Source organism: Mesorhizobium sp. L2C084A000, from assembly GCF_000502875.1.
Classification (GTDB): domain Bacteria; phylum Pseudomonadota; class Alphaproteobacteria; order Rhizobiales; family Rhizobiaceae; genus Mesorhizobium.
The window spans coordinates 1-22,030 of sequence record NZ_AYWX01000032.1; the positions used below are offsets into that span (position 1 = coordinate 1).

The 22,030-nt window shown below is 59.5% G+C and carries 22 protein-coding genes and 7 pseudogenes; 16 read left to right on the forward strand and 13 right to left on the reverse strand.

Annotation, left to right across the window (positions count from 1 at the left end; genetic code table 11):
* The 3 genes and pseudogenes from X735_RS1000000169135 to X735_RS1000000169140 all read left to right on the forward strand — a co-directional run.
* Positions 1–117: pseudogene (locus tag X735_RS1000000169135) on the forward strand (IS630 family transposase); the annotation flags it as partial.
* Positions 118–1,219: 1,102 nt separating this feature from the next.
* Complete coding sequence (locus tag X735_RS1000000166955; RefSeq protein WP_023814350.1) at positions 1,220–1,525, forward strand: FAD-dependent oxidoreductase; 306 nt, start codon at positions 1,220–1,222, stop codon at positions 1,523–1,525.
* Positions 1,526–1,949: 424 nt separating this feature from the next.
* Entirely contained in the window at positions 1,950–2,129 is a 180-nt protein-coding gene (locus X735_RS1000000169140) for a hypothetical protein (RefSeq protein WP_155930642.1), read from the forward strand.
* Positions 2,130–2,263: 134 nt separating this feature from the next.
* On the opposite strand, the pseudogene X735_RS1000000166965 reads toward X735_RS1000000169140, so the two are convergent.
* A pseudogene (locus X735_RS1000000166965) lies at positions 2,264–3,007 on the reverse strand (IS6 family transposase).
* A 237-nt stretch (positions 3,008–3,244) separates the two neighbouring features.
* On the opposite strand from X735_RS1000000166965, the gene X735_RS1000000168410 reads away from it, so the two are divergent.
* The 4 genes from X735_RS1000000168410 (at position 3,245) to X735_RS1000000170125 (ending at position 4,888) form a co-directional block, all read left to right on the forward strand.
* Positions 3,245–3,868 (forward strand): helix-turn-helix domain-containing protein, encoded by a 624-nt coding sequence (locus X735_RS1000000168410; protein WP_081735023.1) that lies wholly within the window; start codon positions 3,245–3,247, stop codon positions 3,866–3,868.
* Positions 3,823–4,356 carry a hypothetical protein gene (locus X735_RS1000000166975; protein WP_155930643.1) on the forward strand — a complete coding sequence of 178 codons (534 nt, stop codon included), beginning with the start codon at positions 3,823–3,825 and terminating at the stop codon, positions 4,354–4,356. The genes X735_RS1000000168410 and X735_RS1000000166975 overlap by 46 nt, the downstream gene beginning before the upstream one ends.
* 224 nt (positions 4,357–4,580) lie before the next feature.
* Positions 4,581–4,736, forward strand: coding sequence for a transposase (locus tag X735_RS1000000170120; RefSeq protein WP_023814357.1), 156 nt, complete (start codon positions 4,581–4,583; stop codon positions 4,734–4,736).
* Positions 4,721–4,888 (forward strand): hypothetical protein, encoded by a 168-nt coding sequence (locus X735_RS1000000170125; protein ID WP_245273320.1) that lies wholly within the window; start codon positions 4,721–4,723, stop codon positions 4,886–4,888. Before X735_RS1000000170120 ends, X735_RS1000000170125 begins: the two co-directional genes overlap by 16 nt.
* 218 nt (positions 4,889–5,106) lie before the next feature.
* Here X735_RS1000000170125 and X735_RS1000000170365 read toward each other — a convergent pair whose 3' ends face one another.
* Positions 5,107–5,235 (reverse strand): hypothetical protein, encoded by a 129-nt coding sequence (locus X735_RS1000000170365; RefSeq protein WP_280940296.1) that lies wholly within the window; start codon positions 5,233–5,235, stop codon positions 5,107–5,109.
* A gap of 182 nt (positions 5,236–5,417) precedes the next feature.
* On the opposite strand from X735_RS1000000170365, the gene X735_RS1000000169465 reads away from it, so the two are divergent.
* The 3 genes from X735_RS1000000169465 to X735_RS1000000170135 all read left to right on the forward strand — a co-directional run bounded on the left by X735_RS1000000169465 (position 5,418) and on the right by X735_RS1000000170135 (position 6,179).
* Positions 5,418–5,585, forward strand: coding sequence for a transposase domain-containing protein (locus X735_RS1000000169465; RefSeq protein WP_023814359.1), 168 nt, complete (start codon positions 5,418–5,420; stop codon positions 5,583–5,585).
* A 166-nt stretch (positions 5,586–5,751) separates the two neighbouring features.
* Positions 5,752–6,021, forward strand: coding sequence for a hypothetical protein (locus tag X735_RS1000000170130; protein WP_245273321.1), 270 nt, complete (start codon positions 5,752–5,754; stop codon positions 6,019–6,021).
* Positions 5,919–6,179: a hypothetical protein gene (locus tag X735_RS1000000170135; RefSeq protein ID WP_245273323.1), complete on the forward strand. Its 261-nt coding sequence runs from the start codon at positions 5,919–5,921 to the stop codon at positions 6,177–6,179. Before X735_RS1000000170130 ends, X735_RS1000000170135 begins: the two co-directional genes overlap by 103 nt.
* 563 nt (positions 6,180–6,742) lie before the next feature.
* On the opposite strand, the pseudogene X735_RS1000000168430 reads toward X735_RS1000000170135, so the two are convergent.
* Positions 6,743–6,922: pseudogene (locus tag X735_RS1000000168430) on the reverse strand (IS110 family transposase); the annotation flags it as partial.
* 15 nt (positions 6,923–6,937) lie between these two features.
* On the opposite strand from X735_RS1000000168430, the pseudogene X735_RS1000000169470 reads away from it, so the two are divergent.
* Positions 6,938–7,100, forward strand: a pseudogene (locus X735_RS1000000169470) (IS5/IS1182 family transposase); the annotation flags it as partial.
* 40 nt (positions 7,101–7,140) lie between these two features.
* On the opposite strand, the gene X735_RS136290 reads toward X735_RS1000000169470, so the two are convergent.
* Positions 7,141–8,130 carry an AraC family transcriptional regulator gene (locus X735_RS136290; RefSeq protein ID WP_196815375.1) on the reverse strand — a complete coding sequence of 330 codons (990 nt, stop codon included), beginning with the start codon at positions 8,128–8,130 and terminating at the stop codon, positions 7,141–7,143.
* A 968-nt stretch (positions 8,131–9,098) separates the two neighbouring features.
* On the opposite strand from X735_RS136290, the gene X735_RS136285 reads away from it, so the two are divergent.
* From X735_RS136285 to X735_RS1000000170140, 3 genes and pseudogenes are all read left to right on the forward strand, one after another.
* Positions 9,099–10,361 carry an aminotransferase class V-fold PLP-dependent enzyme gene (locus X735_RS136285; protein ID WP_081735025.1) on the forward strand — a complete coding sequence of 421 codons (1,263 nt, stop codon included), beginning with the start codon at positions 9,099–9,101 and terminating at the stop codon, positions 10,359–10,361.
* Positions 10,362–10,378: 17 nt separating this feature from the next.
* Entirely contained in the window at positions 10,379–11,890 is a 1,512-nt protein-coding gene (locus tag X735_RS136280; RefSeq protein ID WP_023814365.1) for a malonyl-CoA synthase, read from the forward strand.
* A gap of 145 nt (positions 11,891–12,035) precedes the next feature.
* Positions 12,036–12,194: pseudogene (locus tag X735_RS1000000170140) on the forward strand (ABC transporter permease); the annotation flags it as partial.
* Positions 12,195–12,249: 55 nt separating this feature from the next.
* Here X735_RS1000000170140 and X735_RS136275 read toward each other — a convergent pair.
* On the reverse strand, positions 12,250–13,131 hold the full coding sequence (locus X735_RS136275; protein ID WP_031213991.1) for a LysR family transcriptional regulator: 882 nt from the start codon (positions 13,129–13,131) through the stop codon (positions 12,250–12,252).
* 159 nt (positions 13,132–13,290) lie between these two features.
* Here X735_RS136275 and X735_RS136270 point away from each other — a divergent pair, with 159 nt between their 5' ends.
* Complete coding sequence (locus X735_RS136270) at positions 13,291–14,706, forward strand: hypothetical protein (RefSeq protein ID WP_081735026.1); 1,416 nt, start codon at positions 13,291–13,293, stop codon at positions 14,704–14,706.
* A 539-nt stretch (positions 14,707–15,245) separates the two neighbouring features.
* Here the strand turns inward: X735_RS136270 and X735_RS1000000170145 are convergent.
* A pseudogene (locus X735_RS1000000170145) lies at positions 15,246–15,499 on the reverse strand (transposase); the annotation flags it as partial.
* Between the two features lie 75 nt (positions 15,500–15,574).
* Between X735_RS1000000170145 and X735_RS1000000168440 the strand changes: the two are divergent.
* A pseudogene (locus X735_RS1000000168440) lies at positions 15,575–15,904 on the forward strand (transposase); the annotation flags it as partial.
* Positions 15,905–16,063: 159 nt separating this feature from the next.
* On the opposite strand, the gene X735_RS1000000169150 reads toward X735_RS1000000168440, so the two are convergent.
* The 7 genes from X735_RS1000000169150 to X735_RS1000000169505 form a co-directional block, all read right to left on the reverse strand.
* A complete protein-coding gene (locus X735_RS1000000169150; RefSeq protein WP_023814372.1) occupies positions 16,064–16,210 on the reverse strand; it encodes a hypothetical protein in 147 nt (48 codons plus the stop codon).
* Between the two features lie 12 nt (positions 16,211–16,222).
* A complete protein-coding gene (locus X735_RS01000000166570; RefSeq protein ID WP_023814373.1) occupies positions 16,223–17,227 on the reverse strand; it encodes an ABC transporter ATP-binding protein in 1,005 nt (334 codons plus the stop codon).
* Positions 17,224–18,207: an ABC transporter ATP-binding protein gene (locus X735_RS136260; RefSeq protein WP_023814374.1), complete on the reverse strand. Its 984-nt coding sequence runs from the start codon at positions 18,205–18,207 to the stop codon at positions 17,224–17,226. Before X735_RS136260 ends, X735_RS01000000166570 begins: the two co-directional genes overlap by 4 nt.
* The gene (locus tag X735_RS136255; protein WP_245273322.1) at positions 18,204–19,097 is read right to left on the reverse strand and encodes an ABC transporter permease; all 894 of its coding nucleotides are present in this window, start codon (positions 19,095–19,097) and stop codon (positions 18,204–18,206) included. Before X735_RS136255 ends, X735_RS136260 begins: the two co-directional genes overlap by 4 nt.
* Positions 19,075–20,022 carry an ABC transporter permease gene (locus X735_RS136250; RefSeq protein WP_031213995.1) on the reverse strand — a complete coding sequence of 316 codons (948 nt, stop codon included), beginning with the start codon at positions 20,020–20,022 and terminating at the stop codon, positions 19,075–19,077. Before X735_RS136250 ends, X735_RS136255 begins: the two co-directional genes overlap by 23 nt.
* 8 nt (positions 20,023–20,030) lie before the next feature.
* Entirely contained in the window at positions 20,031–21,590 is a 1,560-nt protein-coding gene (locus tag X735_RS136245) for an ABC transporter substrate-binding protein (protein ID WP_032909619.1), read from the reverse strand.
* 182 nt (positions 21,591–21,772) lie between these two features.
* A partial coding sequence (locus X735_RS1000000169505; protein ID WP_210164052.1) for a hypothetical protein occupies positions 21,773–22,030 on the reverse strand: 258 nt, incomplete at its 5' end.

Below are 22,030 nucleotides of genomic sequence, written 5' to 3' on the forward strand. Positions count from 1 at the left end.
CAACCGCTTCGTTGCAGAGCACAACCAGCAACCCAAACCCTTCACTTGGACCGCCGATCCAGACAAGATCATCGCCGCGTCAAACGCGGGCACCAAATGTTAGATTCCATCCACTAGCAGGCTCCTCTGATTGGGGTCGGTGAAGTCCAGCGTTTCTTGTCGTTTTCCGGGCGATGCGCTTCTCTTGGCGGTCGGCACCGGGCCGCCGCATGATGTGGGGGTGTCTAATCGCGATCGTTGAGTCAAGCACCCTTATAGTTTTTCAGGCGCGTATCCCGGGTGCAGGGTCATCTTCGCGGTCGACATCGGTCGCCACATGATGGAGCTTCGCGGGAGGAGCCTTGAAATGTGGCCGACGCACTCTGCTGAGCCAAGCGGTGCACCCCATCAAGTGGTCATAATGTTTGGCCCCGCTCATAATTCGCCGGCGTTGCTTTGCAGTCGGCCAAGCCTCTAACCTTCCGTATCGCGACCATGCCCATCAGAACGTTTCCGGTGACCGGCGGTCTATACGAAGGGGAATTTGCCATGCATAACCGGTTCGACGCTATCACCATCGGCGGCGGCCATAATGGGCTCACATGCGGCGCCTATCTCGGCAAGGCCGGTCTCAAGGTTGATCCCTGAGAGGCGTCACAAGGTCGGGGCGCCGCTATCACAGGTGAAATTGCTCCCGGTTCACCGCCTCAATTTACTCGCATCTGGCCGTGGTGCTGCATCCGAAGGTCGTGCGGGACCTTGAGTTCAAAAGTACGGTCTCCGCTCGCTGAACAGCGACATCGACACCCTCGTCCCATGGAAACGGTCGTTCGCTCATGCTGGGATACGACGTTGAGCGCGCGCAGAGGAACATCGCGCAGTTTTCGGAAAAAGGACGCCCGAAAATATCCTGAATACATCAGGTACCTGGATGATGTGACCGATCTGATTCAGACACTCCGCCTCGAGGCTCCAATCGATCTCGTCAAGACGGACTGGAAGTCGCTTAAGAAGAATGCGGCGTTCCTCTGGCGGAACGGTCGCGCCGGCGACAGCGCTACAAACTCATTGAAATGTTCACCCAAAGCAGCGAGGAATTCACCAGCCGATGGTTCGAAAGCACCGAGCTTAAGGCGGCACTGTGTGGCACAATTGGCGGCGGCCTCATGGCCCCCAAGACGGTTGGGTCAGCATGGGTCTCGTTGTACCAAAACCTCGCGACCTTGGCTATTCCGCAGCCTTGGAGAAGGACCTCGTGATGGGCCACATAGTCGGCGGCATGGGTGCCATCACGCAGGCCATGGCGCAATGCGCTCGGTACCGTAACGCCGTCATCGAGGTGAACAGCGAGGTGCAGAAGGTCGAGACCGTCAATAACCGCGTCTCGCGTGTGGTGACCACCAACGGGCGTGAGTACACCGCGCCGACCGTCGTGGGTAACTGCCACGCGAAGGTGCTTTTCGAGCGACTTGTGGGCGCCGACTCCCGTCGGGTTTTGCCAAGGATATTCGCGATTACAAGACCCAGGGCACGGCGTTCAAGATGAACATCGCATGTGAAGGCCCCTCCCAAGTTCACCGCCTACAATTCAGCTGAGACAGGTCTCGAATACTCGCCCTTCTCCCAGATCGCCCCGACCGTCGAGTACCTTAACGAAGCTTACGACGACGCCGTCGCCGGCTGGTACTCAAGCAAACCTTACATGTCAGTAAGCGTGCCAACATCCCTCGACCCCTCGATGGCGCTGAAAGGCAAGCATGTGGTCCATCTCTACGGTGGTCACGCTCCCTACACGCTTAGGAACGGCTCCTGGAAAGAACAGCGCGAGAAGTTCAAGAAGGTCGTGCTCGATACGCTCGACCGGTTTGCTCCCGGTTTCTCGGACGGCATCATCGAAGCGCAGTTCATCCTGCCGGAGGATATCGAAAAAGTACTCAATAATCCCTGGCGGGCACATCAATCACGGAGACATGACCGCAGACCAGAGCTTCTTCCGGCGGCCGGCCATCCATTACTCCGATTATCGTTCACCGATCAAAGGCCTTTATCAGTGTGGTGCATCCACGCACCCTGGCGGGTCGGTATCGGGTATCTCCGGACACAATGCCGCGCGCGAGATCCTGATCGATCTTGGCAAGCGACACCCCTGACCACGGCACCTCCCGATGTCCGGCCGACGCTCAGTCCTCAGCGTCGGCCTTTTTGCTATGGACCGCGGCGAGTGCCGACCTTCCGCGGCTGCTACGACTGCATTGCCCACAATGCCGCCAGCGCGCTTTTCTTTTCAGGCAGGCCGTGCACTCACGGCTTCCCACCTGGCCATGGCTTGGCATCCATGGGTTCGAATTTGTGCTGCGGAGCGGTTGGTCTGGGATGGAGCGAAGAGATTTCGAACGGAGAAGATCGACACGAAATGCTGCAATGAGCCGACCGACCGGAAGCCCTGTCGCGTTCGTTCCCGTTTTCGGAACGGCAGGTGAGAATTCTCCGCCTGGTTGTTCAAGCCTTTATGCGAGCGGTGTTCCACGTTCGGCATGACCTGGCGTTTGGCCGCCCCATGGGAGCGCAATTTGTCGATGATCATACGCTTTGGCGGCAGATCCTGCTTCTTCAGAAGTCGCGTCAGCAAGCGCCTGGCGGCCTTGGTGTGCGGCGCGTCTGGACGATCTCGTCGAGCACATATCCGTCCTGATCAACCGCTCTCCACAACCAGCATTTTTGACCGTTGATGCGCACCACGACTTCATCGAGGTGCCGACATCGTCTTTCGTCGGCGCATTGCGGCGACGTCCAGACGCNCATTTTTGACCGTTGATGCGCACCACGACTTCATCGAGGTGCCGACATCGTCTTTCGTCGGCGCATTGCGGCGTATGCGGCGCGCATAATCAGGACCCTGCTTTCGGCACCATCGGCGGATGGTCTCGTAGGAAACGACAATCCCGCGATCGAGCAGCATTTCCTCGACATCGCGCAGGCTCAGATTGAAGCGGAAGTAGAGCCAGACGTAAGCGGTGCGCCAAGGCACCTTGCAAGAGACCGATGAACATGGAGTTTTCGCCCCATGACTTGGAACATGCAACGGGCGATATGGTCGCCGAGTTAAGCGGCGCCGCGGCGGCCGAACATCTTACAACGCCCGGGCGCGTGCGGCAACGAAGGCTGTGGGGTTGTGTCGTAAGCACATGAGTTGTCCGGATTAGGTAGCAGATGAGTTGTCCGGTTTGATCACCAGCGAACGGAGGCTGGGGATGAAGCGGGCAGCATGGCTACAGGACCGGAGAATGCAGAAGTTTGTTGGTGTTTTGCGCCGCTGGAAGGCGGTGACCTTTCGATGATGGAAGCTGGCGAGTTGCTCGGCATGTCGGAAAGGCAGTTCCGGCGCTACCGGGACCGTTACGAAGAGGCTGGGGAAGCTGGTTTGCTTGATCGGCGATTGGGCAAGATTTCGACGCGCCGGGTTCCGGCGGAGGCGATCGAGGAAATGCTGATGCTTTATCGTCACCGCTGGCTGGAACGTGAAGCATTTTCACGAGCACCTGCTGCGCGATCACCATTTCAGCTGGGGCTATACCTTCATCAAGACGCAGCTGCACGCGGCGGGCTTGTTGATCGGGCGAAGCGTCGCGGGGCGCATCGGCGCAAGCGGCCGTGGAAGCCTTGCGAGGGGATGATGCTGCACCAGGACGGCAGCCGGCATGCCTGGGTGGAAGGCCAACCGCCGCTCGACCTGATCGTGACGATGGATCATGCGACAAGCACGACCTACTCGGCCGTCCTGGTCGAGGAAGAAGGCACGGCGTCGAGCCTGCTGGGACTGATGGAGCCTTTGCGGCCAAAGGATTGCCGTCGAGCCTCTACACGGATCGCGGCAGCCACTATTTCGTGACGCTCAAGGCCGGCGAGAAGGTGGACAAGGCCCGGCTGACCCAGGTCGGCCGGGCCTTGGAACGCCTTGACATCGAGCATATCCCTGCCTATTCGTCCGAAGCGCGCGGCCGCTCGGAGCGCATGTTCGCCATGCTGCAGGATCGTCTGCCCAAGGAGTTGAAGCTGGCCGGGATTGGCGACGTCGACACGGCCAACCGCTTTCTGGCCGAGGTCTATGTGCCAGCCCACAACGCCCGTTTCGCAAAGCCGGCCGAGATCGCCGAAAGCGCCTTCGTGGCCGTCGACCCGGCGCTGCTGGCCGAGATCCTGTGCGTCGAAGAGGAACGTGTCGTCGCCCGCGACAACACGGTTTCCTGGGACCGGCTCGTCCTGCAACTGCCTGAAAGCCCCTTGCGTCATCACTATGTGAAAGCGCGGGTGAAAGTGCGCCAGTATCCGGACGGCGCGCTCGCCGTCTTCCACGGGCCGCGCGCCATCGCCCGCTAATAGGCCGACGGCGCCCCACAAGCTCTACCCCAGCTCAGGAGCGCAGCGTGAACCGCTTCGACGCCGCTCCATCCAATGGACCCTGTGGACAGCCGCTGACGCGCCTGACCGCAGCGGCCCACCGGACAACAGAAATAGAAGCGGACATGTGATGTGCTACCAAAACCGGACAACTTGAAAAGCTACCGACACGAAGGCTGTGGAGTTGCACGGAGAAGCGCGCGTTGGTCGATCTGGCGAGCGCGGCGGGGTCGTCGGTGACCGAGGTCGCGGAGGCGTTCGGTGTAGCTCCGTCACAGCTCTATGCCTGGCGCAAGCAGATGGCGGCGGCGAGCTCGAGGCCGATCGGGCGGTGGCAACTTTCGTGCGGATCGAAGTGAACGATCTGCCCGAGGTCGAGCGTCCCGTCGCTGATTGCCCGGACCCGGCCGGCAGGATCGTCGTGGCCTTTCCGAACGGCGCGCTATTGCGGATCGACGGGACCGTCGATCCGACAGCGCTGCGTATCGTCTTGGCGGACTTGACCAGGTGATCACGGTGGTGCCGACCGACCGGATTTACCTTTGCTGCGGTGAGACCGATATGCGCCGCGGGATCAACAGCCTGGCGCGGATGGTGCAGCAGGTGCTCGCGCTCGACCCGCACACTGGCGCGATCTTGCCTGGCCCATCTGCGTCGCAAGATATTCGACGTTCACGACAGCCAGCCGACCGAGCTCAGCACGACGGCGATGGCCGGTATCCAGGCGATCTACTGGATCGAGGAAGAGATACGGGGGCTGCCGCCCGCCGAGCGATTGGCCGCACGACGAAGACCCGACCACTGGTCCGCGCGCTGCGACGACAGCTCATGCGCCAGGGCAAGGGTTTGTCGCGCCATGCCGATATCGCGAAGGCCTTCGCCTATGGCACCAGGCGATGGCGCGCGTTCAATCGCTTCCTCTATGATGGCCAGCTCGAGCCCGACACCTCATCGCGGAGCGCGCCATTCGCGGATTTACGGTCGGCAGGCGCAATTGGCTTTTCTCGGGCAGCTTCGCCGCGGCCGAGCGGTCAGCGGTCGTGCTCAGCATCGTTGAGACCTGCAAGCTCTGCGGCGTCGATGCCGAAGCCTACATGGCCGATGTCACCGAGCGCATCCAGAACGACTGGCCAGCCTCGCGCTGGGACGAACTGATGCCGTGGAATTGGGTGCGCCGCCAAGCGATGCAGCTCTCCTTGGCGGCATGAGCGCGATCGATGACATGGCGCTGTCGGACGAGGCGCTCGAGGCCTGGATGGCCGTCAAGATCAACCGTCGCCCGCTGGTGCGGACCATGTCGGCGCTGGATGGCTTCGTAACGGCAGCGGTCACCGGGCCGCGGTTCCGGACCCGCAAGACTGGATGTGCCCGCTCATGGGGTTGCCGCGCGACGTCTTGGCCAAAGGCTCTGCAACAGATCGGGCCGTGTTTGCCAGCGTCGCCAGGATCCACAACCGGATCAACGAGACGCTCTTCGACAGACCGCAGGATTATGCGCCCCGATTCGCCACCAAGCCCAGGGGCGGCATCGACGCCCGGCCGTGGTGCCAGGGGTTCTACGCGGCCATGAATCTCAACATCAAAAATGGAAACGGCTACTCGACCTCAACAACCCCCATCACGGCCTGCTGCTGCCGATCCTGATCTACTGCGTCGACAAAAAGGGGAGGCCCGTCCTCGGCAAGCCCAAGCCAGGACCCGAGACCGCGCACTTCATCGAGCACGAGGCGTACAAAGACATCGCCCTCGTCATCCCCGCTCTGCGCGAACTCCACTACGTCACCCATTATGACTCGGAGTGATCGGCGCCGGCGCGCCGACGAACGAGAGACTAATCATCAAGGCGATTTCGGGAAAGGTGCCTTGGCGCACCGCTTACACCCAGACAGCAGGGCCACGATTTCGACCGGATAGCGGTGGTTCGTGTAGGTCGGTGCACTCACGGTCATGGGCGGGCTGGTACCTCAATTTCCTTACCGCTCAATCAATGTGGCAGCACCCATCGACGCCGAGCCATGGCCATGCGGGAAGCCGTGAGTGCACGGCCTGCCTGAAAAGCGCGGTGTCGGCCTCACGCGGTTACATTTTAAGCAACGTGACAACGCCGGTTTCGTGGCTTAACAAGCATTTCGAGGCGGTACGCGCCGTCGCGCATATCAAGCTCACGGTTGCGGAAGGCGAGTTTCTCTCAATCCTGCGACCGTGGCCGGTAACATCGCCTTTCCACTGGCGGTATGCGGGACCAGCAAGCGTGAAGTGGACCCTGAATTTGGGACCAGGAAGAGACGATCCACCAGGACAGCTTTCTGCGGGCTTGCTTCAGGATCGATGTCGCGCCGACGATCAGCAGGGTGCGCAACGCTTAATTCCCTTGCTTTGATATTCGGCCGAGCCGCTCCTTGCCGCCGCTGGAGTTGGCTCGCGGAGTAATTCTGATCCAGGCGGCAAGATCGCCGGCCGTTTTGAATGCTGAGCGATCCTGAATGGTGGCTCGGATTGTCGCGGCGATGATCGGTCCGACGCCTGGGATGCTTGTTAATCGCTGGGCATATAGGTGCTTGTCGATCGGTATTTGCACGCCCGCGACGAGTTGTTGGGCCACCTGATCGAATGCTGCTTTCCCAGGCTCAAGCAGTTCAGACGCGTCGCGTCGCGACTCGAGAAGACAGGCCGAAACTACCTTGCAATCGTCACCATCGCAGCAAATCCTGTGGATCAGATAAGTGTCCACGCAACCTAGTCTTACTGTGCTAAGGGTGAAAATCAGTCCTCGCCATCGTCCAGGAAGCGATCCCGTCGAACATCTTTGGGCGTGTGCCCATAGTGCTTCTTAAATGCTATGCAGAAATTCGAGGCATGATCGTAGCCGACTTCATGCGCGATAATCTTTAATGGCTTCTTGGTTGAAACGAGAAGCTGTACCGATTTCGAGAGGCGTACCATAGTGCGATAATCTTGGATATTTATGCTATACCGTTCCTCAAAATCATTGTTAAGGCGCCTATGCGATATGCTGTATTCTTCCGCAATTTTTCGAATAGAAATTTTGCTATGAAGGTCGCAATCGAGAAGGTTTTTGATGCGATCCAGCCGGTCACCCATGGAAAGCGCGAAATCGAATTTTGCATGATTACGCAATACGATATTGTCTAAGGTCACACAAAGTAGCTCGTCGGACTTTGCGGAATTAAAGTGATGCACGAAGCGCTGACCGATCTGCGCGAACACAATTGATCTCGCAACTCTCTCCATTTCCGAAGAGAGGGCTAGCTCGACCCAACGGAACTCGTCGCCGGGGTGATCCAGCAAATTCTTCAGAACTGACAGCTGATCAGAAGAATCCGCCATTATGCGTGGAAGGGCGCACGGATCGAAGCCCAGACACACGGCCGTCTCGGACTGGCCAAGGTTCCACTGGCTTATTATGTCAACTCCCTTAGGTTGGAAGTAGGCGACGAACATGGGTCTCTGTAGGTGATGTTCGTCGCCCGTGGACGTAAAGACTGTCCGCTGCCCGTCCAAATGGTAAAGAAATACAACGCGACCGATTCCGCGATGTCTTTCACGGCACTTTTCGCGCATTCTAAAGCGCTTTGTTGTTAGGACGACCCCGGCCTCGCCCAGAAAGGCGTCTTCGTACCCGTCTGCATATCTTGCCGGGGGAATCCAGCGCCACGCAAGACCAGCCACCTCGGCTGGAGGTGGCACATCTTCGAATTCTTTCGCTTGGACGATCTGGTTAAGTACGCTCAATGACGTTTCCACTATATGCGTCATTACGATAGGGATGCTTGGCCTTTCGTGTCAATAGGATGCTCGGGTTCGAACATATGAGACATATGCAGGGTTCCGCTGCTGAGATTTGAGAGATACTCGCCGGGGTTGTCCGTCGAGTGCGTTGTGCGATCTTTGATGGTTGTAGCGGTGGGCGAAGGCGTTGACGAATGGCTGCAGCCTGTCGATCTGGTGGGGCGGGTCGTAGACAGCTTAGAACTCGTATCGCCATGCGCCGTTTGCATTCGATGGCCCCGTTCAATTGTGGCCGCTTTGGCGGCAGGACGAAGAGGTCGATGCCCTTGTTGCGGCATGCTTGTTCGAGCTGGCCATGAACTCGGCGCCTCCGTCAACCTGGATGCCGGTTACCTTCAAGGATAATGGCTGAGCACCTTATCGACAAAGCGTGCGGCGAGTTCGCGGTGGCGCAGCCGGCTCCCGGGTAAAGCAAACCGTCGGCCCCGGGACCCCCGGAATCTGAATCGCGCCGGGATTGTCAGAGGCCGTTCAATCTGAGTCACGCCGCCATGGGGGCTCCTCCAGCATGCCTAGGAGCGTGCCTTGGCTTCGGCCGGCGGGATGTTGCCGATGACTCCAGCAGCCGGCAATTATGTAATCAAATCCAGCATTTTAGGGTGGGGAATTCGACCGCCTCGAAGCTATGGGGCCCGCCGGTGAATGACCTCGGCCTTGTAGAGACCGTGATCGTCTCGGCCGGCGCGTTTTGGTATGCACGCTCCCGCTCCTGGCCTAGAAGGCGACTGAGCGAAACGTATTCCTTCCGCATAAAAATCTGTTTCAAACCATAGCGATTCCCGATGGTGGTCGGCAAAAAACTCCCTTACGCCAGGAAGCGAGTTGGTGGGTCGCCTCGCTGAATTGCAGCGAAGGTGACAGCCGCTACCTTTCTCGACCGGGATCGCGATCTGCATGGAAAGACAACGCACATGGAAGCACTTTCCCCTCTCAGCAACCCTGTAGCCCGAGAGAAGTGGGCTGACATCAAAGCACAACTTGAGGCCATGAAGGCTGAAGACTGCGACTGGGACGGCGGCAAGGTACCCGGCTACACCTATAAGATGGGCGATGACCTCGATTACGTGATCCGCGAGGCCTACCAGCTGTATTTCGGTGAGAACGCACTCGGAAGGAACGCTTTCAAGAGCGTAACGAAACTGGAGCAGTCGATTGTCGGTTTCTGCCTCCGTCTGTTCGGCCATGACGACACCGGGGCTGGTATCTTCACCTCGGGGGGTACCGAGAGTATCTTCCTCGCCGTCAAGTCGGCACGCGAGTGGGCCAAGCGGAACAAGCCGGGTGTGACGAAGCCGAATTTAGTCATGCCGGTGTCGGCGCACGCCGCATTCGGCAAGGCAATCTACTACATGGGGCTTGAAAGCAGACGTGTACCGCTCGGCAGGGATTATCGCGCCGACATCGAGGGGCTCCGCGCCGCCATCGATGACAACACCATTATGATCATCGGTTCGGCGCCGGCTTACGCGCACGGCAATTTTGACGACATCGAATCCATTGGTGAGCTGGCGAGGGCCCACAAACTCTGGTTTCACGTCGATGCGTGCCTCGGCGGTTTCGTCGCTCCCTTTGTGAAACGGCTCGGATACGCCATCCCCGTCTTCGACTTTACAGTTCCGCAGCTGACGAGCCTGTCCGCGGACCTTCACAAGTACGGCTATGCGCCGAAAGGTTCGTCGGTGCTGCTCTACCGCACCCCCGAGCACAAGGAGTTTGCGAAGTTCACGTTCCGCGATTGGCCACGTGGCCTGTATCAGACCTACACTTTCCTTGGGTCGCGACCCGCAGGTCCGCTCGCCGGGTCGTTCGCAGCCATTAATTTCCTCGGCGAGGAAGGCTACCTCGACGCTGCGCGCGTCATGCTGTCAATCAAGGAGAAGCTGGTTGCGGGGATCTCGGCGATTGACGGCCTCAGAGTCTACCAGCCCTCCGATCTCATCATTCTACTTTACGACTCGTTGGACCCGGCCATCGATATCAACGCCGTTGCCGAGGAGATGAGGAAGCGGGGGTGGTTCGTTGGCGTGGTTGCGGACCCGGTCGCGATTTCATTTCCGATCAATCCGATCCATGAACAAAGCGTCGACCAGTATCTGGAAGACCTGCGTGCGTGCGTTGGGCTCGTCAAAGCCAGCGGCAAGTCCGCTGCCTACGACGAAGCCACCTATACCTGACGATTTGGAGCAAAGCGATGGTGAACGTGCTTTTTGACGCGTTGCTCGGCATGCGCCACGAGTCGGCAGCGCAGTTCCTGCGTCTGCCAGGCGATGACTCGATCTCGTACCGCAGCTTTTACGAACAGGTTTCGCGTTACGCTCATGCACTGGTCGCGCATGGCGTGCAGCCGGGTGACCGGGTCACGGTCCAAGTCGAAAAGTCACCGCACGCGCTCGCCCTGTACTTTGCCACGGTCGGCGTGGGGGCGGTCTACTCGCCCTTGAATACTGAGTATACGGTGGGCGAGATCGAGTATTTCGTACAGGATGCCGAACCGTCGCTGGTCGTGTGTACGCCAGCATCGGCGCACGATGTGCGTTTGATCGCCAAAAAGGCCGGTGCTTCCGTCGCAACATTGGGAAGTGATGGATCAGGTAGCTTGGGGGACACAGCGCGGGGACAGGCCAACGCCTTTGTTCCCGCAAATCGGGAACAGGGGGACGCCGCTGCGATCCTTTACACATCGGGTACGACCGGGCGTTCGAAGGGTGCAATGCTGACGCACGGAAACCTTCTTTCCAATGCAGCAACGCTCAAGGAGGCCTGGGCTTTTACCGAAGATGACGTGCTGCTGCATGCGCTGCCCATATTCCATGCCCACGGACTTTTCGTGGCCAACAACACGGTCGCGCTCGCTGGCGGTTCGATGATATTCCATCCGCGGTTCATCGTCGACCATGTCATCCGGGACCTCCCGGCGGCGACGTCCTTTATGGCTATCCCTACCTTCTACACCAGGTTGTTGGCCGACGAACGCCTAACCCCGGAAATAGTGGGAGATGTGCGTCTGTTCGTGTCCGGCAGCGCGTCCTTACTTGCCGAGACGCATCTCGCGTTCGAGCGCCGCACAGGCCACAAAATCCTCGAACGGTACGGAATGACCGAGACGACAATGATAACGTCGAATCCGTACGACGGGTTCCGCAAGGCGGGAACGGTCGGACGTCCACTGCCTGGCATTTCTGTCCGCATTTGTGACGCCGAGACGGGCAAGGAGGTTCCACCGGGCGAGATCGGAGCCTTGGAAGTAGCCGGCCCTAATGTATTCAAGGGGTACTGGAGAATGCCGGAGAAAACCGCGAGCGAGTTTCGCGCTGATGGGTACTTCATGACCGGCGACTTGGCCAGGATCGACGCGGATGGATACATTACCCTCGTCGGCCGCGCTAAGGACCTGATCATCTCCGGTGGCTATAACGTGTATCCGAAGGAAATCGAACTGCTGGTCGACGAATTGGATGGTGTCGTAGAATCCGCGGTCGTAGGCGTCCCGCACCCCGACTTCGGGGAGGCTGTCGTCGCGGCCGTGGTCGTCGACCCGAAAAAGATAACGGCAGCCGATTCATTGATGCCGCTCCTCAAGGGAAAAGTCGCGAAGTACAAGCAGCCGAAGCGCTACTTCATCGAGGATAGGCTCCCAAGAAACGCTTTGGGGAAAGTCCAAAAGACATTGCTGAGGGAAAAATACCGTCAGTGCTTTACCTGAGAGGTACTAGCCGCGGATGCCGCGCCCGGCGTCGTCGCGGTTGCGCGTCTCGGGCGGCCAGTTGCAGCCTGATGCGGGTGTCGCTGGCTGATCCAGCAGGATCCGGCAGGGCAAGCTCACCAAACAGGGCCACCACGGCGGTAGCGGCCTGACGGGGAAGTTCCTCGGATTCCTGCTGGCGCATACCATGCTGACCGTTCCCTACGTCGTGATCTCCGGGTGCTGTCCTCTGCTGGAGATGGCGGCCCTCAACTGGGATGCGAGGCGCGGCCGGGCTTTCTTCTGTCCATCCCAAGTCCTCCCAGTCTGGCAGCAACGATACTGTTGCTAGCGGACACATGGATTTTGCGGGTGGCACATCATGCAAGGACATCAGCTATCCACCGTCGCAAGGCCAAGATCGGAGCTGTCACAGATCGCGATTTGGTTGTCACGAGGCAGTATGAACCCAAGTGGACATTCGTCGACAAAACCTCGACGAGTTCACCTGTTTCGATATGCCGGCCGACAAGAATGCTTCCTGTCATCGCAACGCCCTGTCCAAGCCGCGCTGACTCGATCGTCTGCTGACCGTTCCATAACTTGGGGCCGGATAAAGCCAGCGCTCCTGTACCTCCAAGATGGCTAAACCACCGTTCCCACTGGCCAGTCGACTCTTCGTGTATGAGCGGCAGTTTTAGAAGTTCATGAACGGACGACACCGGCCCGTGGCGGTCCAGGAAGGCGGGGCTCACCACGGGAAACATGCGAGGACGATCAAGCACCTCCACATGGCATCCCTGACGCTCCTCGCCATCGAACAGGAACACGATCTCCGCATCAGCCTCGTTCGCCGTCAGATCGGGACGCTGCCGTGTCGGGCGGAGGGTGACATCACACTGTGGCAGGTAATTCTCAAGACTTGGCAGCCGAGGAAGCAGCCTGATTGATGCGATGCCCGGCGTACACCAGATATCCAGCTGGGTTGGCAGATGGGGCTTCAACTCGGACGTGGCGATTGTGATCGCTTCAAACGCCCGAGATATCTTCTGATAGTAACGTTCACCCGACCCGGTAAGCGCCAAGCCCCTACCTTCACGCTCGAAGAACGCCACGCCGAGACGGTTCTGAAGGTTGTGGATGTGGCGCGAGACGGCCGTGTGGCTAACCGAAAGCTCGTCTCCTGCTGCGCGGACACTGCCGGTCCGTGCAACGGCCTCAAACGCGCGAAGCGCGATGAGCGGTGGCAACCGGTGGCTCATCTCTCGAAAATTTATCCTAATCCCGGTTATCTCGACCCAATTGGTCACTTATAGTCAACATATCCTGCCAAACAAAGCAATTGCCGCGCTTGCAGCCTGGGAGGACAATTCGCTCGTGTCGAACAGTAAAATGACGGCAGCAGATCCAACGGGTTAACGATGATTGAAATCCCTGCAGGACGAGAATTTTACGGGTCTAACCCCCGCGAGCATGTGGCCAACGTGCTCACACTCACTGACAAGATCGAGGTATCGCAGGACGGCGACCTGATCTTCGATGGTTACAAGGCCGAGGATCTGCTCTCAGAATTCGGCTCGCCGCTCTACGTGGTGAGCGAGGAAACGCTGCGCCAAAACTTTCGCAGGATTAAGGGCGTCTTTGAAAGGCTGTGGCCGAACAAGGTCCTAGTCATGTACGCCATCAAATCGAACAACAATCCGGCGATCCGGGCAGTCATCCATCAGGAGGGCGGTGGCGGCGACTGCTTCGGCCTGGGCGAACTGCACTCCACGTTCGTGGGCGGTGCCGATCCCGAGCGGATCGCCATGAACGGCAGCAACAAGACGGAAGCCGAACTAGGCGCCGCCATTCAGAAGGGCGTCAACGTCAACATCGATGCGGTGGATGAGATCCGCATGCTGGATGCGATATGCGCGGACCTTGGAAAGGTCGGCTCCGTCGCCCTGCGCATCAAGAGCGCTCCGGAAAGCCTAGCAGGTTCGCCAAGTGATTACTTAGGCTTGGCCGGCGACGTCAGTAAGTTCCTGCTGCGGGAAAAGTGGGGATTTTCGGTCGACTCCGCCCTTGATCTGGTTCCCCAAATCCTAAACTGCCGGAACCTCCGGCTGCGCGGGTTCAGTCTTCACACTCCCAGATTTACGCAGAACCCCGAGCTATTCGCAGCGTGCACACGCGACTTTGCAGAAACGATCATCCGGATCCGTGAAGCCACGGGCTACGTCCCAGAACTTATCGACATCGGCGGTGGCTGGCCTCGAGACCGCGACCCGGAATCGCGGATGCACAAACTGAACAGTTCTTCGGTCGAAAACTTTGCTGAAGCGGTTGTGGCCTCGCTTCTCGACACGTTCAAATCGCACCGCATGCCTATTCCAGAGCTACGCATGGAGCCTGGGAGATTTATTGTCGGCAACGCTGTGACGCTGCTGGGCCGAGTTGGGCAGATCAAACGGGACTGCGGATTGGTGTGGGTGAACGTTGACTTCAGCACCAACAATCTGCCGCGCATTGATACATCTGGTAGCGCCTATCATTTCCTGCCCGCGACCGGTATGGATAGGCCTTACACCGAGCTGGCGCAGATTGTCGGTTCGACATGCATTGATTCACGTATGGCTGACAATTGGGCCGTTCCCGCGCTCAGGGCCGGCGAACCAGTGGCGATTCTTGATGCGGGAATGTACGCGGACTCTGCGTCAACCCAGTTCAACAGTGTGCCCCGACCGGCCACGGTCATGATCAGCGGCGGCGACGTGCACATAATCAAACGCCGGGAAAGCGTCGATGATCTGTACCGGAACACCTCGGTACCCCAGCACCTGCTCCCGAGGTGAAGGGCTGGATGAACATCTAAATTTGAGGTCCCACGGAGGCCGACAGTTCAATGCCCGACGGCGAGTTCAGTCTCAATCATTTTAGCTTTACCGTAAAGACCTCGACAGAACAGTTTCGTTCTTCCAACACGTCTTCGGATTTGAGGCGGTTCGAAAGGGCCCAGGGATAAAGGCATGGCGCGTGCGGTGACCGGCTTGGTTGATGCGGAGATTGTCGTTGCCTTCATGAGAGGCCCAGGCTTCTTGATGGAGTTTATCCAGTACTTCGGCTCACTCCGGAGCCGGCGGATGCACCTACGGCCTTGGCTCAATGTGACAATATCGAGCAGGTAAGCCAAGATGCCGAGCGTCACGGCGCCTTGCCGATGGGCAGATCGGAACAGCTAACAAGGGCAAGCGACTGATGTATATTCGGATTTGGGACGGCGTAACCGTCGAGGTTATGGGCGCTTAGGAGCCCTTTGAATCGACGCTAGCCACGGCGATTGGCGGTCGTCGCGGAGAGCCGGAAGTCTCGCACGCCGCTAGAGCGGGATGAATTAGGTTGGCGCATAGCCGGCCTCGATGAAGTAATTTCTGCATTCGGTTGAAGTGACAGTGCCGAGGATTTGGCCGATAGCGTCACAGACGGTCTCGACCGTTGGCTTGGCAGCGTTGCCCAGCCAATGCTTAAGCTTGGCGAAGAATTTCTCAATAGGGTTGAGGTCGGGGGAGTATTTGGGCAGCAAGAACAGCCTGGCGCCGGCCGAGCGGATGCACGGCGCACGGCCTTGCCCTTGTGCGAACCGAGATTGATGGGGTGGACGCCCCCTGACGGCATCGCTGTGCCAAAGTGGTGTCGTTGATCATCACTTGAACGGAGGCGTCGATGTCGGAAGTTAGCATGATCGGGTTGGATCTAGCGAAGAACGTGTTCCAGGTGCACGGTGCAGATAATCGGGAGCTACCTATTTAGAAAGAAGCTTCGCCGCGATCAGATGCTTAAATTCTTTGATGCGCAGCCGGCTTGCACGGTTGCCATGGAGGCCTGCGGCAGCAGCCATTACTGGGCGCGGGAGATCACGAAGGCGTCCGGCTGATCGCTCCGGGCTACGTCAAGCCTTTCGTGAAGAGGCAGAAGAACGATGCCGCCGATGCGGAGGCGATCTGCGAAGCTGCGCAACGGCCGACGATGCGTTTTGTGGCAGCCAAGAGTAAAGCGGCGCAATGATTACCACGGTGCTGAAACCCGGCAACGTCGAGCGTTCGTTCGCATTGACCCATTGTCGAGGCAGGTCACCGTCACAGTCAGCGGGACGATGGCTCCATGCGTCTCGATCCAATTGGCACGGTCGTTGGCTTCAAAAAGCACATGATTCTATTCGGTCGCCGAGAACGGCCCCTCATGCGAAGCCATGGACCGCATTACGACCCTGCCGTCCGGCCCATCCGCCATCAGGATCCAGACATTCTCAATCTCGCGCACTTTTCGGGGGAAGTCGGTGACAACGCTGATATCGTCCATGATGCGATCCTTCTATGCGCTCGCGCTTGCGGCTGGAGCTTCGACGCTCAACGGGAAATGGCAGGTCAACCGGCTGGCGCCGATGGTCACGGGCGGCGGCACGTCGCTCGCACAAAGCGGCTGCGCACACGGGCAACGCGTGTGGAACTCGCAGCCGGAAGGCCTCGCGACCAGAGAAGGCACCTCCGCCGGCAGCACAATGCGATTGTGGATCTTGTCGGGATCTGGCTCCGGATTGGCTGACAGAAGCGCTGCAGTATAGGGATGATGCGGCGCCCTGAACATCGCTCCGGTCTCTCCCTGCTCGACGAAACGGCCGAGATACATGACCGCCATGCGGTCTGCGATCTGGCGTACGACATGAAGATTGTGCGTGATGATGAGTATCGACAGGCCCATACGATCGCGCAGATCGTTCAGCAGGTTGAGCACTTCTCCCTGGACCGACACGTCGAGCCCGGCAGTCGGTTCATCGGCCAACACCAGAACCGGATCGAGCGCGATGGCGCGCGCCACACCAACGCGCCGGGCCTGCCCACCTGAAAGCTGATGCGGATAGCGGTCGGCCAAGTCGCGCGGCAAGCCGACGAGCGCCAGAAGCCGTGCAACTTCAGCATTCAGGTCGCGCTTCGAGAGGCCATGGATCACGAAAGGCTCAGCCAGCAGCAAGCGCACGCTGAGCCGAGGCGAAAGGGAGCCCACAGGGTCCTGGAACATCATCGGCATGCGCCCTCGCACCGGCTTCATCTGCGCCTCGCTCAATCCAACGAGGTGCTGCCCGTCAAAACGGATCGACCCCGTGGCAACCGCCTGGAGCCCGTTCAGCGTTCGCGCCAGCGTCGTCTTGCCGGAACCCGATTCACCCACCAGCGCAAAAGTCTCGCCTCGACCCAGCGTGAATGAGACGCCTGAGACGGCTTCGATCCCGCGGGGCTTTCCAGCCAACGAGGTTAAAGAGCTGCCGGAGGGGAAGCGGACGCGCACGTCGCTGACGGAGAGCAAGGGTTCGGCGCTCATGGCGAAACCCCGGCCATCGTCGCCTCGGCATGCCAGCACCGAGCGACATGGCTGCCCTCAAAGGCGGCATCGGGAGGTGCCATGCGGCAGACCTCGTCCGCCAATTCGCAGCGCGGCTGGAAAATACATCCTTGCGGTCGGTTGCGAAGGTCGGGCAGCGTACCCGCAATGGTCGGCAAGCGCGGTTCGCGTCGCGACAAACGGGCAGGATCGCAGGCCAGCAGCTTGCGGGTGTAGGGATGGCGAGCGTTGTGAAAAATCTCGTGCGTCGTGCCGCGCTCCACCACTTCGCCGGCATACATCACAACCATCTCGTTGCAAAGTTCGGCGATCACGCCCAGATGATGCGAGATGAACAGCACCGAGCAGCCAATGTCGCGCTGCAGGTCCTTGAGCAACTCGATGGTGGCCACCTCCAGTGTCGCATCGAGCGCCGTGGTCGGCTCGTCGGCGATCAGCAGCGCCGGCTCCATCATCAGTGCCATGGCGATGGCGATGCGTTGCTTCATCCCGCCGGAGAATTCGTGTGGGAATTGAACGAGTCTGCGTTCGGGGTCCGGAATGCGGACCTTGCGCAGCATGTCGATTGACCGCTCGTTCTTCTGTTGGCGTGAAAGCCCAGAACGATACTGGATATCGCGCATCTGTCGTCCCACCGAGAGTACCGGATTCAGGGCTCCCATTGGGTCTTGGAACACTGTCGCTATCTTCTGCCCGCGCAACGCGCGCATCTGGTCGGAGCCAAGCCGCGTCAAATCCTTGTCGCCCTCGAACAGGATCTCTCCCGAAGTCACCTCTCCACTGTCGGCGAGCAGGCCGAGGATGGCATTGATCAGCGTCGACTTCCCGCAGCCAGATTCCCCGACCACCCCGACAATGCGGTTGGCAGGTACGGTGAGGTTGACCCGTTTCAGCGCTTCCAGCCTGCCACCCTCGGTGTGGAATGCGACACTCAGGTCCTTGACACTGAGCAGCGTCATGAGCGCTCCCTCAGCCGCACATCGAAGACGTCGCGCAGCGTTTCGCCGAGGAAAGTGAACCCCAGCGTGGTCAGCACGATCGGCAGACCACCGGCGATCAGGATCCAATAGGAATCGCGGATGTTGCTGAAGCCGTCGTTGAGGATAGTGCCCCAGCTGGCGGTGGGCGGCCTGACCCCGAGGCCGAGGAAGCTTAAGCCGGCTTCGATGGCCACCACGGAGGGAACGTCCATCGAGGCCAGGATAAGGATCGGGCCGACGATATTGGGCAGGATATGCACCCGTAGGATGCGGCCAGTGCTCGCACCCATCGAGCGGGCAGCAATCACGTGCTCGGCAGAGCGCATCACCAAGGTCTGGGTGCGGATGATGCGGGCGTAACCCGGTACGCTGACTAGCACCACCACGAAGACAACGGCGAGCAGCGATGGACCGGAAAGCGTGACCAGCGTCAGCGCCAGCATGACGGTCGGAAAGCTCTTCGCTCCGTCGAATATGAGCAGCAGGATGTTGTCCAGCCAACGGGGACCGTAACCGGCAATCAGGCCCAGCACCATGCCCATGATCAACGACCCGGCGGTGGCACCGACCGCGACGGACAGCGCGATTCGCCCGCCGAAAAGCATCCGGGCGAACAGATCGCGGCCAAGATGATCAGTCCCCAGCAGATGTTGGAGGCTGGCCGGAGCGAATCGCACCATCGGTGAAATCCGGTTGGGGTCATAGTTGGTAAGGACACCCGCGAAGACGGCGGAAACCACCGCCAGCACAACCAGGGTGAGGCCTATCGCACCCAACGGGTCGCGTAAGATGCGTTTCAACGCGTTCTTTGTTGCGGCGAGCCGCTCGCGGCGGCGCGGGGGGAAATCAGTTAAAGCTTGATCTAACACGGGAATCCAACACGCCGATCACGACATCGGCCAGCACATTGATGAAAACGAATAAAATGGTCGTCACCAGCAAGGCGCCGGTAACGATCGGATAGTTGCGGACCGAGATCGCTTCGTAGACGAGCTTGCCAATGCCCGGACGGGCAAAGACGATCTCGGCGAAGACCGCCGACGACAGCATCTGCCCAATGCCAATACCAAGCACTGTGACGGTGGGCAGGATGGCTATCCGGAGCGCATAGGAATAGGTGATTCGCCGATCGGTCAATCCGAAGGCGCGGGCAGTGCGGATATGGCTGGCCTCCAAGGTTTCAAGCATGGAGGCCCGCACCATACGCGCGATATAGCCGACCCAGCCGATGCCGACCGCAAGAGACGGCAGGATCAGGTGCTCCAACTGGCTGCTCAGGTTGCCTGGCTCGCCGGCGCCGATGGCTGGCAGCCACTCCAGCGCGACGGCGAAAATCAGCAGAGAATAGATTGCGACGACGAAGGACGGCACCGCGATGACCGCGACCGAGAGAACGCCTACCACGCGGTCGACGAAACCGCCCCGTTTGACCGCAGCCATGCAGCCCAGCGGAATACCGAGCAAGACCGACCATGAAATACCACCCCCGATAAGCGCCAGCGTGAAAGGCAGCTGTTCCATCACCACGGTCAGCACCGGACGCCCCGAAAGCACCTCGGTGCCGAGATCCCCGCGCAGCGCCGATCCGTAAAAATGCACGAACTGCATCCATATCGGCTGGTCCAGCCCCATGCGTGCGCGCAGCGCTTCAACCATGGCCGGCGTGGCCCTGGGTCCGAGCGCAACGGAGGCGGGGTCTCCGGGAATCAGGTAGATCATCGCGAACAGCATCATCATCGCCAAACTGACGATGATGACACCGAGCCACAAGCGCTTCAGGGTGTAGCGGAACATCTCAGGCGTCATGCCTGCTTGAAGTCGACGAAGTTCGGGTTGCCGTCCGGCCGGACCCCCGGCGCAATCGTGTTGCGGTAAACGATGCCGACCACCCCGTGGGTCAGGAAGATGTAGCAGCCGCTCTCCTCCATCAGATCCTGCATTTTCTTGTAGATGGTGTCGCGCTTGGCCGGATCTAGTTCCTGCGCGCCCTGAGCATTGAGCTTGTCATACTCCTCGCTGCTGAAGCGCTCCCAATTCCACACCCCGATCTGATCGCGGGTGAACCATTCGGTGGCAAAGCTGGGATCGGGCTTTGTGGTAAACCGGGTAAGCGTCATCTGCAGCTTGTTCCAATAGTTGCCCGTCTTCGAGCCGAGCGTAAAAAAGGTACCGCTGTCGTTCTGCTTGATCTCCAGGTTTAGGCCGACATCCTGCAGGTTCGCCTGGATGACCTGCGCGGCCGTCAGGTTCTCGGCCTTGTTGAGGATGTCAAGCGTGATGGTCGCGCCATTCAGCCCCTCGGCTTCGATGATTTCGCGCGCCTTGTCTGGGTCGTAGTTGTAGATGTTCACCTCGCGATGGCCTGGCAAGCCCGGCCGGACGATGCCGGTCGATGCCTCAGCCGCGCCGAAATAGGCGGCGTCCACCACTGTCTTGCGATCCACGGCATACTGGACGGCGCGCCGCAGCTTGGGATTGTCAAAAGGTGCGACGTCCTTGTTCATACCGATCCAGACGTAGGCCAGCGCCGGCTTCTCCACGACCGTCGAGTTTGGGGGCGGCGTCTTCTTCATCCGGTTGATCGAGGACGCAGAGATCCAGGTAAAGTCGAGGTCACCCGCCTCATACCCAAGTTCAGCCGTCTTCTCGTCTTCGATGGGATCAATGTGGATTTCCTCGAAGAAACCTGGCTCATTCTTCCAGTCGGGGTTGCGCACCAGCACGGTCCGTTGCTTTGGGGTCCATTCCTTGAGGAGATACGGGCCGGATTGGGCCACTGGTTTCACTCCAAGCTTGCCGCCCAGCTCAGTCACTGCCTTCCTGGACAAAATTGTGCTCGAAGTCGAAGGCAGCGTCGTGGCCCACAACGACGCGGAGGTTTCCTTGAGGTGGATCAGGCCGGATAGCTTGTCCTTGACCTCGACCTCCTTCAAGCTTGCCCAATCGCCAGCAGAGGGGGTCTGCATCTTTGGATCAGTTATGCGCTCGATCGAAAATTTGACGTCGTCGGCCGTCATCTGGCCGTAGCCATCGGTGAACCCGATGTTGTCGCGAAGCTTGAAGGCAATTGTCAGTGGATCGAGCTGCTCGATTCTCTCCACCGCCATCGGCTTCCATCCCCAGCTGTCGCCCGAAGTCCTCAGGACCAGGCTTGCGTAGATGACAGCCATTATATTCTCTTCGGCGTCCCCAAACAAGAACGCAGGGTCCAGGAGCTGTATATCGGCATTGGAACGCACTTTCAGAATCGAGCCGCCAGCGGACCAGGACGGACGCGGATGGATTAGCGAAGCCAAGCTGAGAGCTCCGGCTCCCGCAAGTGCGGTACGCCGGGAAATTGTGGTTGCGACGACATTGGCCATTCTGACTTCCCCTTGGCTGTGCGACCGTTTTTTGGATGAATTCGGGCCGCTCCTTTGATCCGGTCCTCGCTCGCGCATTCCAGGCAGACCTAGTAGATGCGTGAAAATGCCATGGAGCGCCACGCTGCAATTCGCGGATGCTGAGGACGGTACCCAACGGGGGGGAGGGCAGGGAAGTCGAATTAAAGTAAATCGGCAGGCGATTTTTTTGCACGGCCCGTCACAAAGGTCGTGCTAGCCCGGAAAATATTTCGGCTGTCCGGAGCTGCGCGTTCGAGGCCAGGGTATCGACGCCCGGGTTGATCGATTTGCCCGCCCAAGTTCGTGCTGCTATCACTGGGACTTTGGGCGGGGCGCGCGACGACAAACTGAACTGCGAGCTTCCCGGCAAACACATGCGCGGTCAGCCGACGGCGTTTTTGTAAACTCGTGCGTGAGAC

Bases quoted from the DNA above. Each gene is read 5' to 3' on its own strand.
- X735_RS1000000170365 (WP_280940296.1), bottom strand. From the start codon at position 5,235: ATGGCGCGACAAACCCTTGCCCTGGCGCATGAGCTGTCGTCGCAGCGC.
- X735_RS1000000170130 (WP_245273321.1), top strand. From the start codon at position 5,752: ATGGGGTTGCCGCGCGACGTCTTGGCCAAAGGCTCTGCAACAGATCGG.
- X735_RS136275 (WP_031213991.1), bottom strand. From the start codon at position 13,131: ATGAGCCACCGGTTGCCACCGCTCATCGCGCTTCGCGCGTTTGAGGCC.
- X735_RS1000000169140 (WP_155930642.1), top strand. From the start codon at position 1,950: ATGACCGCAGACCAGAGCTTCTTCCGGCGGCCGGCCATCCATTACTCC.
- X735_RS136280 (WP_023814365.1), top strand. From the start codon at position 10,379: ATGGTGAACGTGCTTTTTGACGCGTTGCTCGGCATGCGCCACGAGTCG.
- X735_RS136250 (WP_031213995.1), bottom strand. From the start codon at position 20,022: ATGTTCCGCTACACCCTGAAGCGCTTGTGGCTCGGTGTCATCATCGTC.
- X735_RS1000000168410 (WP_081735023.1), top strand. From the start codon at position 3,245: ATGGCTACAGGACCGGAGAATGCAGAAGTTTGTTGGTGTTTTGCGCCG.
- X735_RS136270 (WP_081735026.1), top strand. From the start codon at position 13,291: ATGATTGAAATCCCTGCAGGACGAGAATTTTACGGGTCTAACCCCCGC.
- X735_RS01000000166570 (WP_023814373.1), bottom strand. From the start codon at position 17,227: ATGAGCGCCGAACCCTTGCTCTCCGTCAGCGACGTGCGCGTCCGCTTC.
- X735_RS136245 (WP_032909619.1), bottom strand. From the start codon at position 21,590: ATGGCCAATGTCGTCGCAACCACAATTTCCCGGCGTACCGCACTTGCG.
- X735_RS136285 (WP_081735025.1), top strand. From the start codon at position 9,099: ATGGAAGCACTTTCCCCTCTCAGCAACCCTGTAGCCCGAGAGAAGTGG.
- X735_RS136260 (WP_023814374.1), bottom strand. From the start codon at position 18,207: ATGACGCTGCTCAGTGTCAAGGACCTGAGTGTCGCATTCCACACCGAG.
- X735_RS1000000169150 (WP_023814372.1), bottom strand. From the start codon at position 16,210: ATGGACGATATCAGCGTTGTCACCGACTTCCCCCGAAAAGTGCGCGAG.